This is a genomic window from Lelliottia sp. RD5 (assembly GCF_056032945.1).
The window spans coordinates 145,172-161,133 of the sequence record NZ_JBVYHQ010000007.1 but is presented as its reverse complement, the minus strand read 5'-3'; the positions used below and the strand labels follow the sequence as shown (position 1 = coordinate 161,133).

Annotated in this window: 16 protein-coding genes; 9 read left to right on the top strand and 7 right to left on the bottom strand. The window is 53.2% G+C overall.

Annotated features, from left to right (window positions below; translation table 11 throughout):
• Positions 1–116: 116 nt before the first annotated feature.
• Complete coding sequence (locus AC0LWE_RS19125; RefSeq protein WP_202666161.1) at positions 117–1,022, top strand: DMT family transporter; 906 nt, start codon at positions 117–119, stop codon at positions 1,020–1,022.
• Positions 1,023–1,114: 92 nt separating this feature from the next.
• On the opposite strand, the gene AC0LWE_RS19120 is transcribed toward AC0LWE_RS19125, so the two are convergent.
• The 5 genes from AC0LWE_RS19120 to AC0LWE_RS19100 all read right to left on the bottom strand — a co-directional run bounded on the left by AC0LWE_RS19120 (position 1,115) and on the right by AC0LWE_RS19100 (position 6,022).
• Positions 1,115–2,494: a carbohydrate porin gene (locus AC0LWE_RS19120; protein ID WP_059180630.1), complete on the bottom strand. Its 1,380-nt coding sequence runs from the start codon at positions 2,492–2,494 to the stop codon at positions 1,115–1,117.
• Positions 2,495–2,654: 160 nt separating this feature from the next.
• A complete protein-coding gene (locus AC0LWE_RS19115) occupies positions 2,655–2,957 on the bottom strand; it encodes a PTS lactose/cellobiose transporter subunit IIA (RefSeq protein ID WP_072241990.1) in 303 nt (100 codons plus the stop codon).
• Between the two features lie 6 nt (positions 2,958–2,963).
• Entirely contained in the window at positions 2,964–4,352 is a 1,389-nt protein-coding gene (locus tag AC0LWE_RS19110) for a glycoside hydrolase family 1 protein (protein WP_131487797.1), read from the bottom strand.
• A gap of 17 nt (positions 4,353–4,369) precedes the next feature.
• Entirely contained in the window at positions 4,370–5,695 is a 1,326-nt protein-coding gene (locus AC0LWE_RS19105) for a PTS sugar transporter subunit IIC (RefSeq protein ID WP_131487795.1), read from the bottom strand.
• A 12-nt stretch (positions 5,696–5,707) separates the two neighbouring features.
• Positions 5,708–6,022 (bottom strand): PTS sugar transporter subunit IIB, encoded by a 315-nt coding sequence (locus tag AC0LWE_RS19100; RefSeq protein ID WP_011915306.1) that lies wholly within the window; start codon positions 6,020–6,022, stop codon positions 5,708–5,710.
• Between the two features lie 292 nt (positions 6,023–6,314).
• Here AC0LWE_RS19100 and AC0LWE_RS19095 point away from each other — a divergent pair, with 292 nt between their 5' ends.
• Positions 6,315–7,265 carry a LacI family DNA-binding transcriptional regulator gene (locus AC0LWE_RS19095; protein ID WP_219347669.1) on the top strand — a complete coding sequence of 317 codons (951 nt, stop codon included), beginning with the start codon at positions 6,315–6,317 and terminating at the stop codon, positions 7,263–7,265.
• A 28-nt stretch (positions 7,266–7,293) separates the two neighbouring features.
• Here AC0LWE_RS19095 and AC0LWE_RS19090 read toward each other — a convergent pair whose 3' ends face one another.
• Positions 7,294–7,590, bottom strand: a complete 297-nt coding sequence (locus tag AC0LWE_RS19090; protein WP_059180626.1) for a YicS family protein — start codon at positions 7,588–7,590, stop codon at positions 7,294–7,296.
• Positions 7,591–7,842: 252 nt separating this feature from the next.
• Here AC0LWE_RS19090 and AC0LWE_RS19085 point away from each other — a divergent pair, with 252 nt between their 5' ends.
• Complete coding sequence (locus tag AC0LWE_RS19085; RefSeq protein ID WP_219347212.1) at positions 7,843–8,262, top strand: GNAT family N-acetyltransferase; 420 nt, start codon at positions 7,843–7,845, stop codon at positions 8,260–8,262.
• Here the strand turns inward: AC0LWE_RS19085 and AC0LWE_RS19080 are convergent.
• Positions 8,259–8,918 (bottom strand): TetR/AcrR family transcriptional regulator, encoded by a 660-nt coding sequence (locus tag AC0LWE_RS19080; protein WP_059180624.1) that lies wholly within the window; start codon positions 8,916–8,918, stop codon positions 8,259–8,261. The genes AC0LWE_RS19085 and AC0LWE_RS19080 overlap by 4 nt on opposite strands.
• Positions 8,919–8,996: 78 nt before the next feature.
• Here AC0LWE_RS19080 and AC0LWE_RS19075 point away from each other — a divergent pair, with 78 nt between their 5' ends.
• The 6 genes from AC0LWE_RS19075 (at position 8,997) to AC0LWE_RS19050 (ending at position 15,952) form a co-directional block, all read left to right on the top strand.
• Complete coding sequence (locus AC0LWE_RS19075) at positions 8,997–10,517, top strand: MDR family MFS transporter (protein WP_131487787.1); 1,521 nt, start codon at positions 8,997–8,999, stop codon at positions 10,515–10,517.
• Positions 10,518–10,606: 89 nt separating this feature from the next.
• On the top strand, positions 10,607–11,368 hold the full coding sequence (locus AC0LWE_RS19070) for an isocitrate lyase/PEP mutase family protein (protein WP_219347211.1): 762 nt from the start codon (positions 10,607–10,609) through the stop codon (positions 11,366–11,368).
• Complete coding sequence (locus tag AC0LWE_RS19065; RefSeq protein WP_219347210.1) at positions 11,355–12,401, top strand: bifunctional transcriptional activator/DNA repair enzyme AdaA; 1,047 nt, start codon at positions 11,355–11,357, stop codon at positions 12,399–12,401. The genes AC0LWE_RS19070 and AC0LWE_RS19065 overlap by 14 nt, the downstream gene beginning before the upstream one ends.
• A gap of 102 nt (positions 12,402–12,503) precedes the next feature.
• A complete protein-coding gene (nlpA, locus tag AC0LWE_RS19060) occupies positions 12,504–13,307 on the top strand; it encodes a lipoprotein NlpA (RefSeq protein ID WP_202694502.1) in 804 nt (267 codons plus the stop codon).
• A 146-nt stretch (positions 13,308–13,453) separates the two neighbouring features.
• The gene (locus AC0LWE_RS19055; RefSeq protein ID WP_059180619.1) at positions 13,454–13,975 is read left to right on the top strand and encodes a hypothetical protein; all 522 of its coding nucleotides are present in this window, start codon (positions 13,454–13,456) and stop codon (positions 13,973–13,975) included.
• 270 nt (positions 13,976–14,245) lie between these two features.
• Complete coding sequence (locus AC0LWE_RS19050; protein ID WP_267970679.1) at positions 14,246–15,952, top strand: ShlB/FhaC/HecB family hemolysin secretion/activation protein; 1,707 nt, start codon at positions 14,246–14,248, stop codon at positions 15,950–15,952.
• Positions 15,953–15,962: the final 10 nt, after the last annotated feature.

The following is a 15,962-nucleotide window of genomic DNA, read 5'->3' as shown; positions in this document are numbered from 1 at the left end:
TTCCTCTCCCCGTGGGTGTACAGACCGGGGGGAGGGCTTCAGACCGCACCGCATCAGGTAAAATCCCATGCTATGCTGTTGACCGAAAAAGAGACCAATACATCGCAGGGGAGAACATGGGTTCCACAAGAAAAGGGATGCTAAACGTCCTGATCGCCGCCGTTTTATGGGGGAGTTCAGGGGTTTGCGCGCAGTACATCATGGAGAAAAGCCAGATCTCCTCGCCGTATTTAACTATGATCCGCCTGCTGTTCACCGGCGTGATTCTGCTGACATTATCCTTCGTCCACGGCGACAAAATTTTCTCGGTCATCAAAAATCGCAAAGACGCCATTAGCCTGCTGATTTTCTCGCTTTTCGGCGCGCTGGTTGTGCAGCTCACTTTCCTGGTGACGATTGAGAAATCTAACGCCGCCACCGCCACCGTGCTGCAATTTTTATCGCCAACCATTATCGTGGCGTGGTTCGCGCTGGTGCGTAAAAAGCGTCCTGGGATATTTGTCTTCGCGGCGATTATGACGTCGCTTATCGGCACATTCCTGCTGGTCACGCACGGCGATCCGACGTCGCTCACCATTTCTCCGGCCGCGCTTGCGTGGGGTATCGCTTCGGCCTTTGCCGCCGCGTTTTACACCACCTATCCCTCCACGCTGATTGCCCGTTACGGCACGCTGCCGATTGTCGGCTGGAGTATGCTGCTCGCAGGGCTGATGCTTACACCGTTCTACGCCGGACGCGGAACCACGTTTGTGATCGATGGCAGCCTGCTGCTGGCGTTTTTCTATCTGGTGGTGATTGGTACGGCGCTGACATTCAGCCTGTATCTGAAAGGGGCGCAGATGATCGGCGGACCTAAAGCGAGTATTTTGAGCTGCGCCGAACCGCTCAGCAGCGCGCTGCTTTCCGTAATGCTACTAGGCGTGGCGTTTTCGTTGCCGGACTGGCTGGGGACGTTCTTGATTGTTTCGTCGGTCGTGCTGATTTCGATGGATTCGAGAAGGCGCGGGCGGACATCGGCGTAACCTGATGCCCTCACCCCAGCCCTCTCCCACGGGGAGAGGGGGCGGACACTAAAAACGGCAGCCTTCTGGCTGCCGTTTTGCTTTTGCCTTGCTTAGAACCAGGCTTCCCACATCGCGCCGACGTTGAAATCGTCGAGCGTTTCGTCTTTGGTGCCATTTACGCGCGCGGTACGCTCGTTATCCACCTTGCCGCCGGTCACGTAGAAGCGCAGCATCGGACGGAATTCCGGTCCCATTGCGATAGACATGTTCTGGGAAAGCGTCAGCTTCCAGCCTTTGTTATCGCCGCCGTTGTCATAGTCAACATGCTGCCAGCCTGCTTCCAGCCAGGTAGAGTGAACGTCGTTCCACCAGTGCATTGGACGCACAATCGCGTTGTAGTTTTTGCGGTTGTCGGTGTTGTCGCGGCTATTGTCATAGTCGTGGAAGGCCAGGATGTACTCCACCTGTGTAGCCTGGGTGAATTTATACAACCCTTCGAAGCTGGCGTATACCGTGGTCAAGTCTTCGGTTTTGTTGAACACGCTGTTGTCTGAGTTATCAGAGTAACGGGCGATCACTTTGTTCACGCCGCTGTCGTTGGTGTGGCTCAGCACCACGCCGCCCTGCCAGGCGTTCAGGCGTTCATCGCTTTCGATGGCTTTCGAGTCAAAGCCGTAGTTGGCGTACAGTTCCAGATCCAACGGACCAACTTTCATGCCGTGAATTTTGGAGGTTGCCGCATAGTTGCCTTTATCGCCCGTGCCGGAACCGCCGGTACAGGAAATGCGCGATGGGTTAGAGCCATCGTTTTCAATTTCCGGATTACAGGATTCAACGGCGGCGACCGTTGCGACGTCAAACTGCACGCCGCCGATGTCGAAGTTCTTCACCCCGGCGCCCTGGCCGTCGTGGTTCATCCAGAAGTAATCGTTGATGCCCTGTTGCGGACGCTGGTGGAAATCACGACCGGCCCAGAAATAGGCGTTCGGGTTGGATGCCATAATATTGGTCACGCCAGCGTAGGCTTTTTTGAGGTTAACTTCGTCACCCCAGTGGTCGATCATGACGTTGATGTCCCAGATCGCGCCGTTCTCGCCTTTGAAGGCTTTTGAGAGCTGGAATTCACCGCCGTTGCCTTCGTTACCCAGACGACCAATCGCGGAGCCGCCATTATAGGAACCGTCGACGGCGACGTATTTCTGGTCGGCAGCCTGGAAGTGCGCGCCGTAGCGGGCATAACCGGTAAATTTAACGCCAAAGGGAATCGCCATATCCGGTGATTGCGCCGCGCTTTGCGGCTCCGTCACCACGTCGACTTTTTTGGCGACGGCAGCGTCCATTTTTGCCTGACGATCTGCCAGGGCTTTATCCACCGCTTTGGCCACAATGGCGTCGATTTGCTCTTGTGTGAAATCCTGCGCAAGTACAGAAATTGGGCAAAGCGCGGCGATAACCGCCATTGTTAATGGAAGTTTTTTAATAATTTTCATTGTCATCTCAATATATTTAAATTTTATTCAGACAATAACCGTCCCATTCTGGACTGACATGAATTGTCGCTATCACCAAAATAAGGGGGGTCGATATTTTATAGGTACAGAGGGTCTACAGTATTATCGTAACGATTTCTCCATCACTGATATTTAATTATTAACGCTGATACAGGTGAATAATCTCTTCGGATAATTCACGGGCCAGCAGCGAGTTCATTAAATGATCCTGGGCATGCACCATAATTAAAGTCATCGGCTGACGGGCTTCGCCCGCGTCCTGTTCGATGAGCTTGGTTTGCATATGGTGCGCCTGGCGCGCGTAGCCATCGGCCTCGCGCAGCAGACTCTTCGCTTCGTCAAGATTGCCCTGACGCGCAGCGTGCAGTGCTTCAAAGCACAGGCTGCGCGACTGACCCGCATTGACGATAATTTCCATTACGGCTTCTTCTAATGCGATCATCATTCATTACTCTTTATCAAAACTATTATTCAGAGACGTGGCAGCAAACCATTCCCCACTTTTCTTAATGGTGCGTTTCTGCGTCGCCAGATCCAGCTGAATAAAGCCGTAGCGGTTTTTATACGCATTACACCATGACCAGTTATCAATAAATGTCCACATATGGTAACCAAGACAATTACTGCCTTCGCTAATGCCTTTATGTACCCATTTAAGATGTTCGGAAATAAAGTCGATACGATACTGATCGTTAATTTGACCGTTTTCAATAAAACGCTGCTCGTTTTCGACACCCATACCATTTTCAGAAATAAAGCAGCGTGGGTTGCCGTAATTTTCGCGCAGATTAACGAGAATATCGTAAATACCCGGCTCGTAGATTTCCCAGCCACGGTACGGATTCATTTTACGGCCTGGCATTTCGTAATTATCAAAGAACCACTCCGGCATAAACGGCGCCTTAGGATTCACCGCGCTGTCACGACATTTCACGCGACGCGGCTGATAGTAGTTAATGCCCAGCAAATCGATGGTGCCTTCCGCAATCACCGCGCTGTCGTCAGGTTGACAGGCAGGAAGCTGATCGTAGGACTTCAACAGCGCGACCAAATCGGCCGGATATTCGCCGCGCAGAACCGGATCAAGGAAGCTGCGGTTGAACATCAGGTCCGCGTAGTGCGCGGCTTTCACATCCTGCGGGTTTTGCGACCGCGGATACGACGGCGTCAGGTTCAGCACGATGCCAATTTCACCGGGATAATGCCCGGCGCGGAAGGCGCGAACCGCCTGTGCATGAGCCAGCACCGTGTTGTACGCGACGGTCGCCGCACGGCGGAAATCAACCACGTTCGGATAATGGAAGTCGTATAGATAACCGCCTTCTACCGGCACAATCGGCTCGTTGAAGGTAAACCAGTGCAGCACGCGATCGCCAAACAGCTCAAAGCAAATCTGTGCGTAGCGGGAATACGCCGCCACGACGTCACGGTTTTCCCAGCCGCCCATCTCCTGCATCGCCATCGGCATATCGAAGTGGAACAGGGTGATGAACGGCGTAATGCCCTGTTCAAGCAGCTCGTCGAACACCTGATTGTAGAAGTCTACCGCCTGCGGATTCACTTCACCGACACCGTCTGGAATCAGACGCGCCCAGCTAATCGAGGTGCGAAAGCTGTTATGGTTCAGCTGCTTCAACAGCTGAATATCCGCTTTCCAGTTCTGACAGAACGTTGAGGTATCCTGCGGCCCCACGCCCTGGTGAAAACGGTTTGGCTCGCGGCCGAACCAGTGATCCCAGGTGGTCAGTCCCTTTCCGTCGCTTGGGCGGTCCCCTTCGGTCTGCAACGCGGAGCTTGCGCTACCCCACCAAAAGTTATCGGGAAATGAATATTTCATGATGCTTCCTCTTTGACTTAATTACTGGCTGGTTCAGCTGCACCCACGGTTGCCTGGGCTTTTTGTTCTTCGTTTTTCATCAAAGAACGCTCGTAAGCACGCAGGAACGGCAGATACATGATTGCTGACATCACCATACAAATAACGCACATCACGACCGGACTAAACGCCCAGTTGGCGGCCCACGATGCGCCGATTGGGGCAGGCGTAGTCCATGGCGTCAGAGATACAACTTGTGCGATCCAGCCGAGTTTAGTTGCGCCATACGCCAGGCAGGCGTTAATCAACGGCACGAACACGAACGGGAGGAACAGCATTGGGTTCATGATGATCGGTGCGCCGAACAGAATCGGTTCGTTGATGTTAAAGAAGCTTGGCACCACACCCATTTTGCCGATAGTGCGCAGGTGCGCCACACGGCTGCGCAGCAGCAGGAACGCCAGCGGCAGAGTCGAGCCCACGCCACCGATCAGCAGGTAGTGATCCCAGAAACCTTGCAGATAAACGTGTGGAAGCGCCGCGCCAGCCGCCAGTGCAGCCTGGTTTGCCGACAGGTTCGCCATCCAGAACGGGTTCATAATGCCGGTGACAATCAGCGAGCCGTGGATACCCGCGAACCAGAAGATCTGGCACAGCAGGACGGAGAGCAGAATGGCTGGCAGGGAATCCGATGCAGAAACCAGCGGCTCCAGCAGGTGCATAATCGCCTGCGGGATAATCATGCCGGTCTGCGCTTCGATGAACAGGTTCAGCGGGTGCAGTGTACCGATAACGACCATCACAGGGATCAGGATTTCAAAGGAGCGCGCCACGCCGGTTGGGACTTCTTTCGGCAGACGGATTGTTACTTTGTTTTCCTTCAGCCACGCATAAACGCGGGTGGAGTAGATAGCGGTAATCAACGCGGTGAAAATGCCCTGGCCGGACATGTACTGCGTGGAGATTTTGCCGTCGGCATAAGGGGCGGCGACCAGCAGGAACGCCATAAACGCCAGCAGGCCTGACATCACCGGATCGAGATTAAACTGGCGGCCCAGGCTTGCACCAATACCCACCGAGATAAAGAAGGTCATTACGCCCATGCTGAGGTTAAACGGCAGCATCAGCTGTTCGCGGTAGGTCTGGGAGAAATCAAGCCAGCCGCGTGCAAAGCTGTTGGTCGTATCCGCGGAGAACGGCGGGAAGATGAACACCAGCATAAACGAGCCGATGATCATAAACGGCAGGGCGGCGGTAAAGCCGTCACGGATCGCAATCACGTACTTTTGCTGACCCAGTTTGGCCGCCAGCGGGGTGATGGACTGCTCGATCACCGCAACCATGGATTGATATAACGAACTCATGAGAACACCTTCTTAGTGTGCCGCTTCGATGAGCGACAGAGCGTAGTCCAGAACCTTATCACCACGCTGCATTCCGTAGTCCATCATATCGATGGCTTGTACCGGAATACCTTGCGTAGCAGCCTTGTCTGCGAGTGTCTTTAACATGTATTTCACTTGGGGTCCGAGAAGCACGACCTGGTATTGCGGAAACTGCGTATCAAATTCGGACACGCCGTACGCATCAATCTTCACAGGTAGACCGCGTTCTTCTGCTGCCTCGACCATTTTCCTCACCAGCAGGCTGGTGGACATCCCGGCAGAGCAGCACAGCATAATCTTGAACATCGACAACCATCCTATAAATGTAAAAAGTTATTGCGGGGCTGATTGGATAACATATGGAAACCGGTTTCCATTCATAAAGGACAGAAGTGTGACATCCTTCAAAGTCCGTTACTTATGGGGCTTATTAATAGGATTTGCGTCACGAAATTTGGCGTTTTTAATATCAAAATGAGTGGAAACGGAAAATCGGTTTCCATGGAAAACGGAAACGGATATACTCCTGATTGGCTATATTGTGAGCCGAAGCGGTAACGGGAATTACAGGCTACGTGGGGCCTGTCAGGGGAATATGATGTCTACAATCAACGATGTATCACGTCTGGCCGGGGTGTCAAAAGCCACGGTATCACGGGTGTTGAGCGGGTCGCGCGGCGTTAAGGAAGCCAGCCGTGAGGCCGTATTAAAAGCGGCGGATGAGCTGAACTATCGGCCAAACGTCATTGCGCAGTCGCTGCTGAGCCAATCGACCGGCTGTATCGGTGTTATTTGCGCGCAGGATAATATCAACCAGACGACGGGCTATCTGTACGCGCTGGAAAAACACCTCAGTCAGCACCAAAAACACCTGCTGCTGCGCTTCGCAAACACGAAAAGTGAAGTGCTTAATGCACTTGATGAACTCTCCTGCGGACTGTGCGATGACATTCTGATTATCGGTGCGCGCTTCCCTCTGCAAGTCGATCAGGAAAACGTCATTCTGGTGGACTGCATGGAGTCAGAAAACGCCAATAGCATCCAGTTTGATCACGCCTTCGCCGCCGAAACCGCCTGTAATTACCTGACCAGCCAGGGCCGCCGCCAGATTGCGCTGATCCAGCCGCAGGGCAGTGGCTTTGCCGATCAGGTGCTGCTCGGTTACAAACACGCGCTGGAGAAAAACTTCCTGCCGTTTAATCGTAATCTGGTGTTTATGGATGCCACATCGTCATCCGTGGCGTTGCAGGAATTGCTCAATAACGCCACGACGCTGAATTTTAATGCGCTGTTGGTGGCTGATGAGCAAGAAGCACATCGCGTGATCCCGCAGCTGCAGGCGTTCAATAAATCGGTGCCGGAAGACATCATGGTCTTTAGTCTGGCCGGTTCGCTTCATCTGCCTGGGATTCCAACAATTCCGGCGATTGAATATTCGATGGATGCCATGGCGGCGCGTATTGTGGCGTGGCTCAATGAAAAAACGCAGATGCTCGGCTCATACGTTTTGCGTGGTGATTTGATTATTCCGGATATCCGCAAGCGTTAAAAAAAAGCGTGAAGCTTAGGCTTCACGCTCAGTAATCCTCCATGCAATCGACCTTTCCAACCGCCTCCCAGTAGTTGTCCAGATTGTCGCGTTCCATCGCCAGCACGGCGTTTTTAATCAGCAGCTTATTCGCCTCCGATGACATAATCATGGTCTGCCACTCTTTATCCGTCTGCTTGCTCTGAGGCGAACAGACTTTTTTGATATCTTTCATCACGACTTGTTTAATTTTCTCATCTTTAGCCGGATCTCGCGTCTCCTTCGCATGGGCGAAGGCGGCAAAAAGCAAACAGACAACCAGGCAAAACAGGTGTGCAACTTTCATTGAAACCCCCGAAAAAAACACGCATTGTCTTCTGAAATATATCGTTACATTCATGGTTGCGATTCAAGTCGAAAGTATGAAATTGATCGTTCGCGGGTATGAGACGTTTTAAGCGTAGCCGCAGATTTTGCCGCTCTCTATTGCCTGAAAAAATATTTATTCGCTGTCGCGAATACACGCTGTGCGTTTGCTATTCGCGGGACCCGCGCATTATTCTTGAGAGAATCATTGGGCTAAAAACAAGGAGATAAAATGCAACTGAGCGTCACCAACACGATTACCGCACATGAGAAAGATGAACTCCTGAGCGGATTACGCTCTTACAACCGTCAGTTTATTAACTTTGCCAACGTGAGCGGCGACGTTGCGGTGTATGCGCGTGATGAAAAGGGCGTGATGATCGGTGGGCTGATGGGCAACCGCAAAGGAGAATGGCTGAACATTGACTATTTGTGGGTTAGCAGCGATGCGCGCGGCACCGGACTTGGGAGCCAAATTATGCAGGCCGCCGAAGAAGAGGCAAAACGCATGGGATGCCTCCATGCGCTGGTGGACACGTTTAGCTTTCAGGCCCGCCCGTTTTATGAAAAGCAGGGCTATCGGCTGCAAATGACGCTGGATGATTTTCCGCAAAAAGGCATGCAGCGGCATTACCTGTCGAAAGCGCTCTAACCGCCGATCCCCTCGCCAATCACCGCAAGCGCATGTCTCACGATAATCTCCGGTGAGAGCGCTTTTAGCCTTTCGTCGTTTCGCATCCGCGAGAACGGCACCAGTACCAGGCTTAATAGGGTGGTGAAGAGCAGCTCTGGCGCAAGCTCGCGGTTCAGTTTGCCTTCCTGCTGCCAGCGCGCAATATTGGCAAGCGTCGCCTGATATTTATCATCTCCAAAGCGTGCCTGCAGATGGGTGCGCAGCACCGGCATTTCGCCAATCACTTCCTGCATCCACAGCGGCGCAAACCAGTGATATTGCCCGGCGAGTTCGGCCAGTTTTTTCACCATTAATGTCAGCGCCGTGACGGGATCATCTGGGTGTGCATCAAAAACCGCGCCGATCGCGCTGCGAAGTGGCAGGAAACGCTCCTCGACCATGGCGTCGAGTAATTGCTCACGAGAATTGAAATAGTAATGCAGCATTGCTGGCGTCACGCCCGCTTCTTTCGCAATGGCATTGAGGGACGTATTCGCGATGCCCTGGCGGGAAAACAGATCAAGGGCAATGTCCAGCAATCGTTCCCGGCCGGTGGCTGTGGGTTTTGTTCCACGCGGGCGTCCGGGGCGACGGCTTTGCGGCGTGGATTCAGAATGGTCCTTTTGTGCTGGCATAGTACGCGGATTCCTTGACGTGGTTCATCACTTGGATGAATATTAATTATCTCATTAATTAATTTCAAGTGGTGTTTTATGGAGTCTGAACCTTCGACTCAAACCCAAAACGCTGTGCAACAAAACGCGCCATCGGTGCGTCTGCTGTTCAGCGCATTGCTGCTGGTGATGTTGCTGTCGGCGCTCGACCAGACCATTGTATCCACTGCCCTGCCGACGATTGTCGGGGAGCTGGGCGGGCTGGATAAACTCTCGTGGGTGGTGACCGCCTATATTCTCAGCTCAACGATAGCGGTGCCTTTATACGGTAAATTTGGCGATCTGTTTGGCCGAAAAATTGTTCTGCAAATCGCGATTGTACTCTTCCTTGTGGGCTCCGCGCTCTGCGGGCTGGCGCAAAATATGACCCAGCTGGTGCTGATGCGCGCTTTGCAAGGGCTGGGCGGCGGTGGCTTGATGGTGATCAGCATGGCCGCGGTGGCGGATGTGATTCCTCCTGCCGATCGCGGCCGTTATCAGGGTCTGTTTGGCGGCGTGTTTGGTCTGGCTACGGTTATCGGGCCGCTGATCGGCGGGTTTATCGTGCAACACGCCTCCTGGCGCTGGATTTTCTATATCAACCTGCCGCTTGGGCTATTCGCCCTGCTGGTGATCGGTGCGGTGTTCCACAGCAGTAGCAAACGCAGCGCGCATGAGATCGACTATCTCGGGGCGTTTTATCTCAGCATGGCGCTGCTGTGCATTATTCTTTTCACCACCGAAGGGGGCACAATACGCGAGTGGAGCGATCCGCAGCTATGGTGCATTTTAGCCTTCGGGCTGACGGGGATTGCCGGGTTTATTTATGAGGAGCGGCTGGCGTGGGAGCCGATTATTCCCCTGTCGCTGTTCCGCGATCGCAGCTTTCTGCTGTGCAGTCTGATCGGCTTTATCATCGGGATGTCGCTGTTTGGTTCAGTGACGTTCCTGCCGCTCTATTTGCAGGTGGTCAAAAACGCCACCCCGACGCAGGCGGGACTCCAGTTGATTCCACTGATGGGCGGCCTGCTGCTGACCTCTATCATCAGCGGACGCATCATCAGCCGTACCGGAAAATACCGTCTGTTTCCGATTCTCGGCACCCTTTTGGGCGTGATCGGTATGGCGTTACTGACACGGATTACCATTGATTCACCGACCTGGCAGCTGTACTTGTTTACCGGCGTATTGGGAATGGGGTTAGGGCTGGTGATGCAGGTGCTGGTGCTGGCGGTACAAAACAGCGTCTCGTCCAGCCAGTACGGCGTGGCGACATCCGGCGTGACGCTGTTCCGCTCGATTGGCGGGGCGATTGGCGTCGCGCTGTTTGGTGCTGTGTTCACGCATGTTCTGCAATCCGGACTGATTGAACGCTTACCGGAAGGTACAGAACTGCCGCGTGAACTCAATCCTGTTGCTATTCACCATCTGCCGGATGCCCTGCGCCTGGGCTATCTTGACGCGTTTGGTTCTGCGATCCACGCCGTATTTATGATTGCGGCTGGGATTATGGTGCTGGCGTTTGCTCTGTCATGGTTTTTACGCGAATCGCCGCTGCGCCGGGATAATGCGCATCCGTAGCGCGTAAAAATGGTCGTCCGATTTTCGGTTGTGGGGGATGAGCCGAACGCGCCACACTCATCCGGCACACCCTATAACCGGAGACAACCATGAATTTTGCCGCGCTTCATCACAAACCCGCACCGCTCATTATCGCCAACGTCTGGGATGCCAGCAGCGCACTGGCGGCCCACCAGGCTGGATATCTTGCACTCGGTACATCCAGCGCGGCGATTGCTGCCCTGCTGGGTTACGAAGACGGCGAGGCGATCTCGTTTGATGAGCTGTTGTTTATGGTGACGCGCATTCAGGCGGTCACCACGTTGCCGCTCAGCGTCGATCTGGAATCCGGGTACAGCGAAACGACAAACGGCATCATTGAAAATATTCAGCGTCTGGCACAGCTCGGCGTCGTGGGCGTTAATCTTGAAGACAGCCGAGTGATTGAGGGCGTACGTCAGCCGGAAAATGCTTCTGCATTTGCCACAAAGCTCGGGCAAATTCGTCAAGCGTGCCCTGAAATGTTCCTGAATATTCGCACCGACGGTTTTCTGTTAAATGACGACAACGCGCTGAACGAGACCCGCCGCCGCGGCCAGCTTTATGCGGCGCAGGGCGCTGACGGCTTTTTCGTGCCAGGCGTGACCCGAGAAGAGGATATCCGCGCGCTCGTTCGTGATGTTCCCCTGCCGCTAAATGTGATGTGTATGCCCACTCTGGCTGATTTCGCTACGCTTGCCGAATCAGGCGTGCGGCGTATCTCCATGGGAAATTTTGTCCATTCTTCGATACAAACGCGGCTAAAGGATTTACTGTTAACGATCAAAAATGAGCAGTCCTTCGCGGGAGTTTTCAGCCATGAAAGTCACTGACAGCAGCCAGTGCGATACCTGGTATCAGGCGTTGCTCGACCGTGCGTCGGAGTTCACGGGCGTCTTTTTCGTGGGCGTCAGAACCACCGGCGTCTTCTGCATCTCGGTCTGCCGGGCGCGCAAGCCAAAGCGTGAAAACGTCGATTTTTATGATGATTTTAAATCTGCGCTGGACGCGGGTTTTCGCCCTTGCAAAGTGTGCCGTCCCACAGAAAATGCCTTTACCGCCCCGGATTTTATTGCTCAGGCACTCGGTATGCTGCGCGAGAATCCAAAAGCGCGCGTGAGTGACACTGAGCTGCGCCAAAAAGGGATCGGCCCGGAACGCGTCCGCCGCTGGTTTTTGCAAAACCACGGCATGACCTTTCAGGCATTTCAGCGGATGCAGCGGGTTAACGTGGCGTTGCAGGAGCTAAAAAGTGGCCGCACGGCGACCGACGTGGCGTTCGACAGCGGTTATGAATCCTTAAGCGGATTTGGCTACACCTGTAAAAAACTCACGGGACATGCGCCGAGTGAAAGCCGCCAGGTGATTCTGATTCATCGTTTTACCACGCCTCTCGGCCCGATGTTTGTGTGTGCGACGGAGCGCGGCGTCTGTTTGCTGGAATTTGTCGACAGGCGGATGCTGGAAACCGAGTTCAGCGACTTACAGCGTTTGCTGAAGGCCAGAATCATGGCGGGTGAAAATCGGCATACCCGTCAGATGGAAGCGGAGATGGGGGAATATTTTGCAGGCACTCGTCAGCAATTCGATGTCACTCTCGATATGCCTGGAAGCGAATTTCAGCGCACCGTCTGGGAGGCGTTAAAGACCGTGTCTTTTGGCGAAACGTCCCACTATCAGGCACTGGCAAAACAGATCGACAAACCCGCAGCGGTGCGTGCCGTGGCGGGGGCAAACGGCGCAAACCGAGTCGCGATCGTCATTCCCTGCCATCGCATTATCGGCAAAGACGGTTCGTTGACCGGGTATGGCGGCGGAATAGCGCGTAAAGCGTGGCTCATCGCCCATGAAAAAAAGCACCGTTGAGCGGGATAGATTTTTTTCTTCTGATTGATTCCTTTTCGGTTTTTCGCGCGCCGCTGCGTTACCGATATAGTCGTGAAAACGTCTATCAAAAGGAGCGGTCTCGTGAAACTGAAATTCGGCGCATTACTGCTGGCGGGCCTGCTGCTCGCGGGCTGTGACCAAAGCGGCAGCAATGCTAAACATATTAAAGTCGGGGTAATCAACGGCGCAGAGCAAGATGTGGCAGAAGTCGCCAAAAAAGTGGCGAAAGAGAAATACGGTCTGGAGGTTGAGCTGGTGGGCTTCAGCGGGTCGCTCCTGCCAAACGATGCGACCAATCAGGGCGAACTGGACGCCAACGTGTTCCAGCATCGCCCTTTCCTGGCCGAGGATAACAAAGCGCACAACTATAAGCTGGTGGCGGTCGCCAATACGTTCGTCTTTCCGATGGCCGGGTATTCGCGCAAGGTGAAATCCGTTTCCGAGCTGAAAGAGGGCGCAACGATTGCCATTCCAAACGACCCAACCAATCTTGGTCGTGCGCTGTTGCTGCTGCAAAATCAAAAGCTGATCGCGCTTAAACCGGATACCGGGCTGCTGCCAACGGCGCTGGACATCACCGCCAATCCTAAGAACCTGAAAATCATGGAGCTGGAAGGCGCACAGCTCCCGCGCGTGCTGGACGACCCAAAAGTAGACGTGGCGATTATCAGCACCACGTATCTCCAACAAACGGGCCTGTCGCCTGTCCATGACGGCGTGTTTATCGAAGACGGAAACTCACCTTACGTGAACATTGTCGTCACCCGTGAAGACAACAAAGATGCAGAGAACGTAAAAGAATTTATTCAGTCCTATCAGTCACCGGAAGTGGCGAAAGCGGCAGAAAAAATCTTTAACGGCGGGGCAGTTCCGGGCTGGGAATGAAACCCACACCATGTTAATGGTTAATAAGCGGCATAGAGTGGTCGTTTAATAGGCTTTTGGTATTAAGGAAAGCACGCAAAATAAGCTCCCCGCCCGGTTTTTGATTGGGGTGGGTGGCTTATTTTGCACAGACAAGGAAAGAAAAAATGAAGATTAAAAGCATCGTGCTCGCTGCCATTATTCCTCTGGCGCTAAGTGCGTGTTCTCGGTTATTACCCCTTGATTATACTAATTATCAGGGCAGCGATGCGGCAACGATCTATACCCTGAATCAGCAGGGCAACGTTGGCACTATTTATCTGGGCAGCTACAAATTTAATGAAAAAGATGCCTGCTACGATATGGTCGACAGGTACCAGCTGGAATCGAATTTCCTCGAATCTAAAGGAAAAGTGATTGTCAGCAGGGTTAAACCTGGTGCTCAGTATTCTGTTTCACAGATCAAAAATAGGGGCAGCTACCTGATCGATTCGGACTCTTCCTTTATTCCTGAGGCTGGCAAATACTATTACATTGCCTCTGGCAGCAAGATTGTTGAGGTACCAGCGAGTTTTATCCCCGACCCTAACGTCAGCGAGGATAGCGTCGTGAAACACTATGAGAAAACGCCAGTCAAGTTCTGGAATCTTAAGAAGCGATGCTCGCGTGCCTGGTGGCATGTGGGTTAATTGCTGGTGCGGTGGTGTTAATAAGCCACCGCAGGGTTTTACTGGAAGTGGCAGAATGGCGGCACATATGACGGTTCAGCGGCACAGGGATAAACAAACGGATTTGATGCGTTGCCGATATATTAAATATCTTTTTAAGGCTGAATGTAATATTTAATCTAAATCACATATTTTGCAAAAAAATAACGCTTAACTTAAATTTTGTACCCCTTATTTGAGACTCGCCTTATAGTCTCGGAAATATTCAGACATGTTTTCATTCAGGGAAAGATGGACAGGGCGTTTAGCACCTTCAAATTTATAATAATTTCATCCAGAAATTATATTTACGCTATTTTATCGATAGGCGTTTTTTCTTTTACGCTACACGCCGCACCTCTTTTGCCAAGCGATCGTGATGCTATTCAGCAGCAGCAACAGCAGCTGTTATTACAAAACCAGCAGCAGCGTGATGAGCTGGAACGCAGTATTTTATTACCCGCGCCAACTCCTGAAAAGTCAGTGTCCACGGGATCTGGGCCGTGTTTTCGTATCGATAATATCACCTTATCGGGTGTGACCTTAATTTCCGCCAAAGCCCAGCACACGCTGGTTTCGCCGTGGGAAGGCCAGTGCCTGAACATGGCAAAAATAACCGAATTAACCACGGCCATTTCCGACTGGTATATCAGCCGGGGCTATATCACCAGCCGTGCCTTTCTGACGGAACAAGATCTTTCCAGCGGTCAGCTCAATATTGTCGTACTTGAAGGAAAACTGGCTGAAATTCGCCTGGACGGTAAAACACCCTTGATGCTGAAAATGGCATTCCCGGGGCTGAAGGGTCGTGTGCTTAATTTGCGGGATATTGAACAAGGTATGGAGCAAATTAATCGTTTGCGTGTCCAGCCGGTGCAAATTGAAATTATCCCGGCATCGCAGCCTGGTTATTCAGTGGTTAATCTTACCGCTCAGCCTGAATTTCCATTAAGTGCATCAATCAGTCTGGATAATAGCGGGCAGAAGAGTACCGGCGAAGAACAACTGAATGGCTCGCTGACGGGCAATAATATGCTCGGTATTGCCGATAAATGGTTCGTCAGCGGCGGTCGCAGCAGCGATTTCGCCCGTGCTTATGACGCGCAAAATTTCCAGGCGGGCGTCAGCGTACCGTTCGGCTATGGATTGCTGGACTACAGCTACGCGTGGAGCAACTACCGCACCACAATCGACAACGTTGGATACCCGTGGATTTCGAGGGGTGACACCAAAACGCACCGCCTTAACGCCTCCTGGGTCGTCTATCGCAACGGCGACGTGAAAACAGGTCTGGCGGCAGGCGTTGTGCAACGCTCAAGCCGAAACTGGCTCAACGATGCGCCGCTGCAAAGCAGCACGCGGAATCTCTCCAGTCTAATCCTTGGCATCACCCACACGCAAAAAATGGCCGGTGGCGTGGCGACACTCAACCCCACCTACAGCCACGGCATGCCCTGGTTTAACGCCGAAACCGATGAAGACAAAACCGGCGACGCGCCGCGAGCGCTGTTCCGCAAATGGAGCCTGAACGCCAGTTTTCAGCGCCCGCTAACCCAGGATCTGGGATGGCTCACCAGCGTCTACGGGCAGTGGTCGCCCGACCGATTGTACGGTGCAGAGCGCCTGACGCTCGGCGGCGAAAGCTCAGTGCGTGGCTTTAAGGAACAGTATCTGTCCGGCGACAACGGCGGCTATCTGCGCAATGAACTCGGCTACACGCTTTTCACGTTGCCGGTGATCGGACAGGTCAGCGCGACCGTCGCGTTCGACGGCGGCTGGCTCGAAAAAGACCGTGAGGACCGCTTCGCCTCCGGCACGCTCTGGGGCGCATCTGTTGGCCTCAGCAGTTCAGGCCGCTGGTACAGCAGCCAGATTTCAGTGGGTACACCGGTGCATTACCCTGACTGGCTTGGCCCGGATCACGTCAGCGTCAACTGGCGCATCGCGTTTATGCTTTAAGAGAATCATA

What these genes read in the sequence shown, in the direction of transcription:
- AC0LWE_RS19125 (WP_202666161.1), top strand. Translation starts at nt 117, where the DNA reads ATGGGTTCCACAAGAAAAGGGATGCTAAACGTCCTGATCGCCGCCGTT.
- AC0LWE_RS19120 (WP_059180630.1), bottom strand. Translation starts at nt 2,494, where the DNA reads ATGAAAATTATTAAAAAACTTCCATTAACAATGGCGGTTATCGCCGCG.
- AC0LWE_RS19115 (WP_072241990.1), bottom strand. Translation starts at nt 2,957, where the DNA reads ATGATCGCATTAGAAGAAGCCGTAATGGAAATTATCGTCAATGCGGGT.
- AC0LWE_RS19110 (WP_131487797.1), bottom strand. Translation starts at nt 4,352, where the DNA reads ATGAAATATTCATTTCCCGATAACTTTTGGTGGGGTAGCGCAAGCTCC.
- AC0LWE_RS19105 (WP_131487795.1), bottom strand. Translation starts at nt 5,695, where the DNA reads ATGAGTTCGTTATATCAATCCATGGTTGCGGTGATCGAGCAGTCCATC.
- AC0LWE_RS19100 (WP_011915306.1), bottom strand. Translation starts at nt 6,022, where the DNA reads ATGTTCAAGATTATGCTGTGCTGCTCTGCCGGGATGTCCACCAGCCTG.
- AC0LWE_RS19095 (WP_219347669.1), top strand. Translation starts at nt 6,315, where the DNA reads ATGTCTACAATCAACGATGTATCACGTCTGGCCGGGGTGTCAAAAGCC.
- AC0LWE_RS19090 (WP_059180626.1), bottom strand. Translation starts at nt 7,590, where the DNA reads ATGAAAGTTGCACACCTGTTTTGCCTGGTTGTCTGTTTGCTTTTTGCC.
- AC0LWE_RS19085 (WP_219347212.1), top strand. Translation starts at nt 7,843, where the DNA reads ATGCAACTGAGCGTCACCAACACGATTACCGCACATGAGAAAGATGAA.
- AC0LWE_RS19080 (WP_059180624.1), bottom strand. Translation starts at nt 8,918, where the DNA reads ATGCCAGCACAAAAGGACCATTCTGAATCCACGCCGCAAAGCCGTCGC.
- AC0LWE_RS19075 (WP_131487787.1), top strand. Translation starts at nt 8,997, where the DNA reads ATGGAGTCTGAACCTTCGACTCAAACCCAAAACGCTGTGCAACAAAAC.
- AC0LWE_RS19070 (WP_219347211.1), top strand. Translation starts at nt 10,607, where the DNA reads ATGAATTTTGCCGCGCTTCATCACAAACCCGCACCGCTCATTATCGCC.
- AC0LWE_RS19065 (WP_219347210.1), top strand. Translation starts at nt 11,355, where the DNA reads ATGAAAGTCACTGACAGCAGCCAGTGCGATACCTGGTATCAGGCGTTG.
- AC0LWE_RS19055 (WP_059180619.1), top strand. Translation starts at nt 13,454, where the DNA reads ATGAAGATTAAAAGCATCGTGCTCGCTGCCATTATTCCTCTGGCGCTA.
- AC0LWE_RS19050 (WP_267970679.1), top strand. Translation starts at nt 14,246, where the DNA reads ATGGACAGGGCGTTTAGCACCTTCAAATTTATAATAATTTCATCCAGA.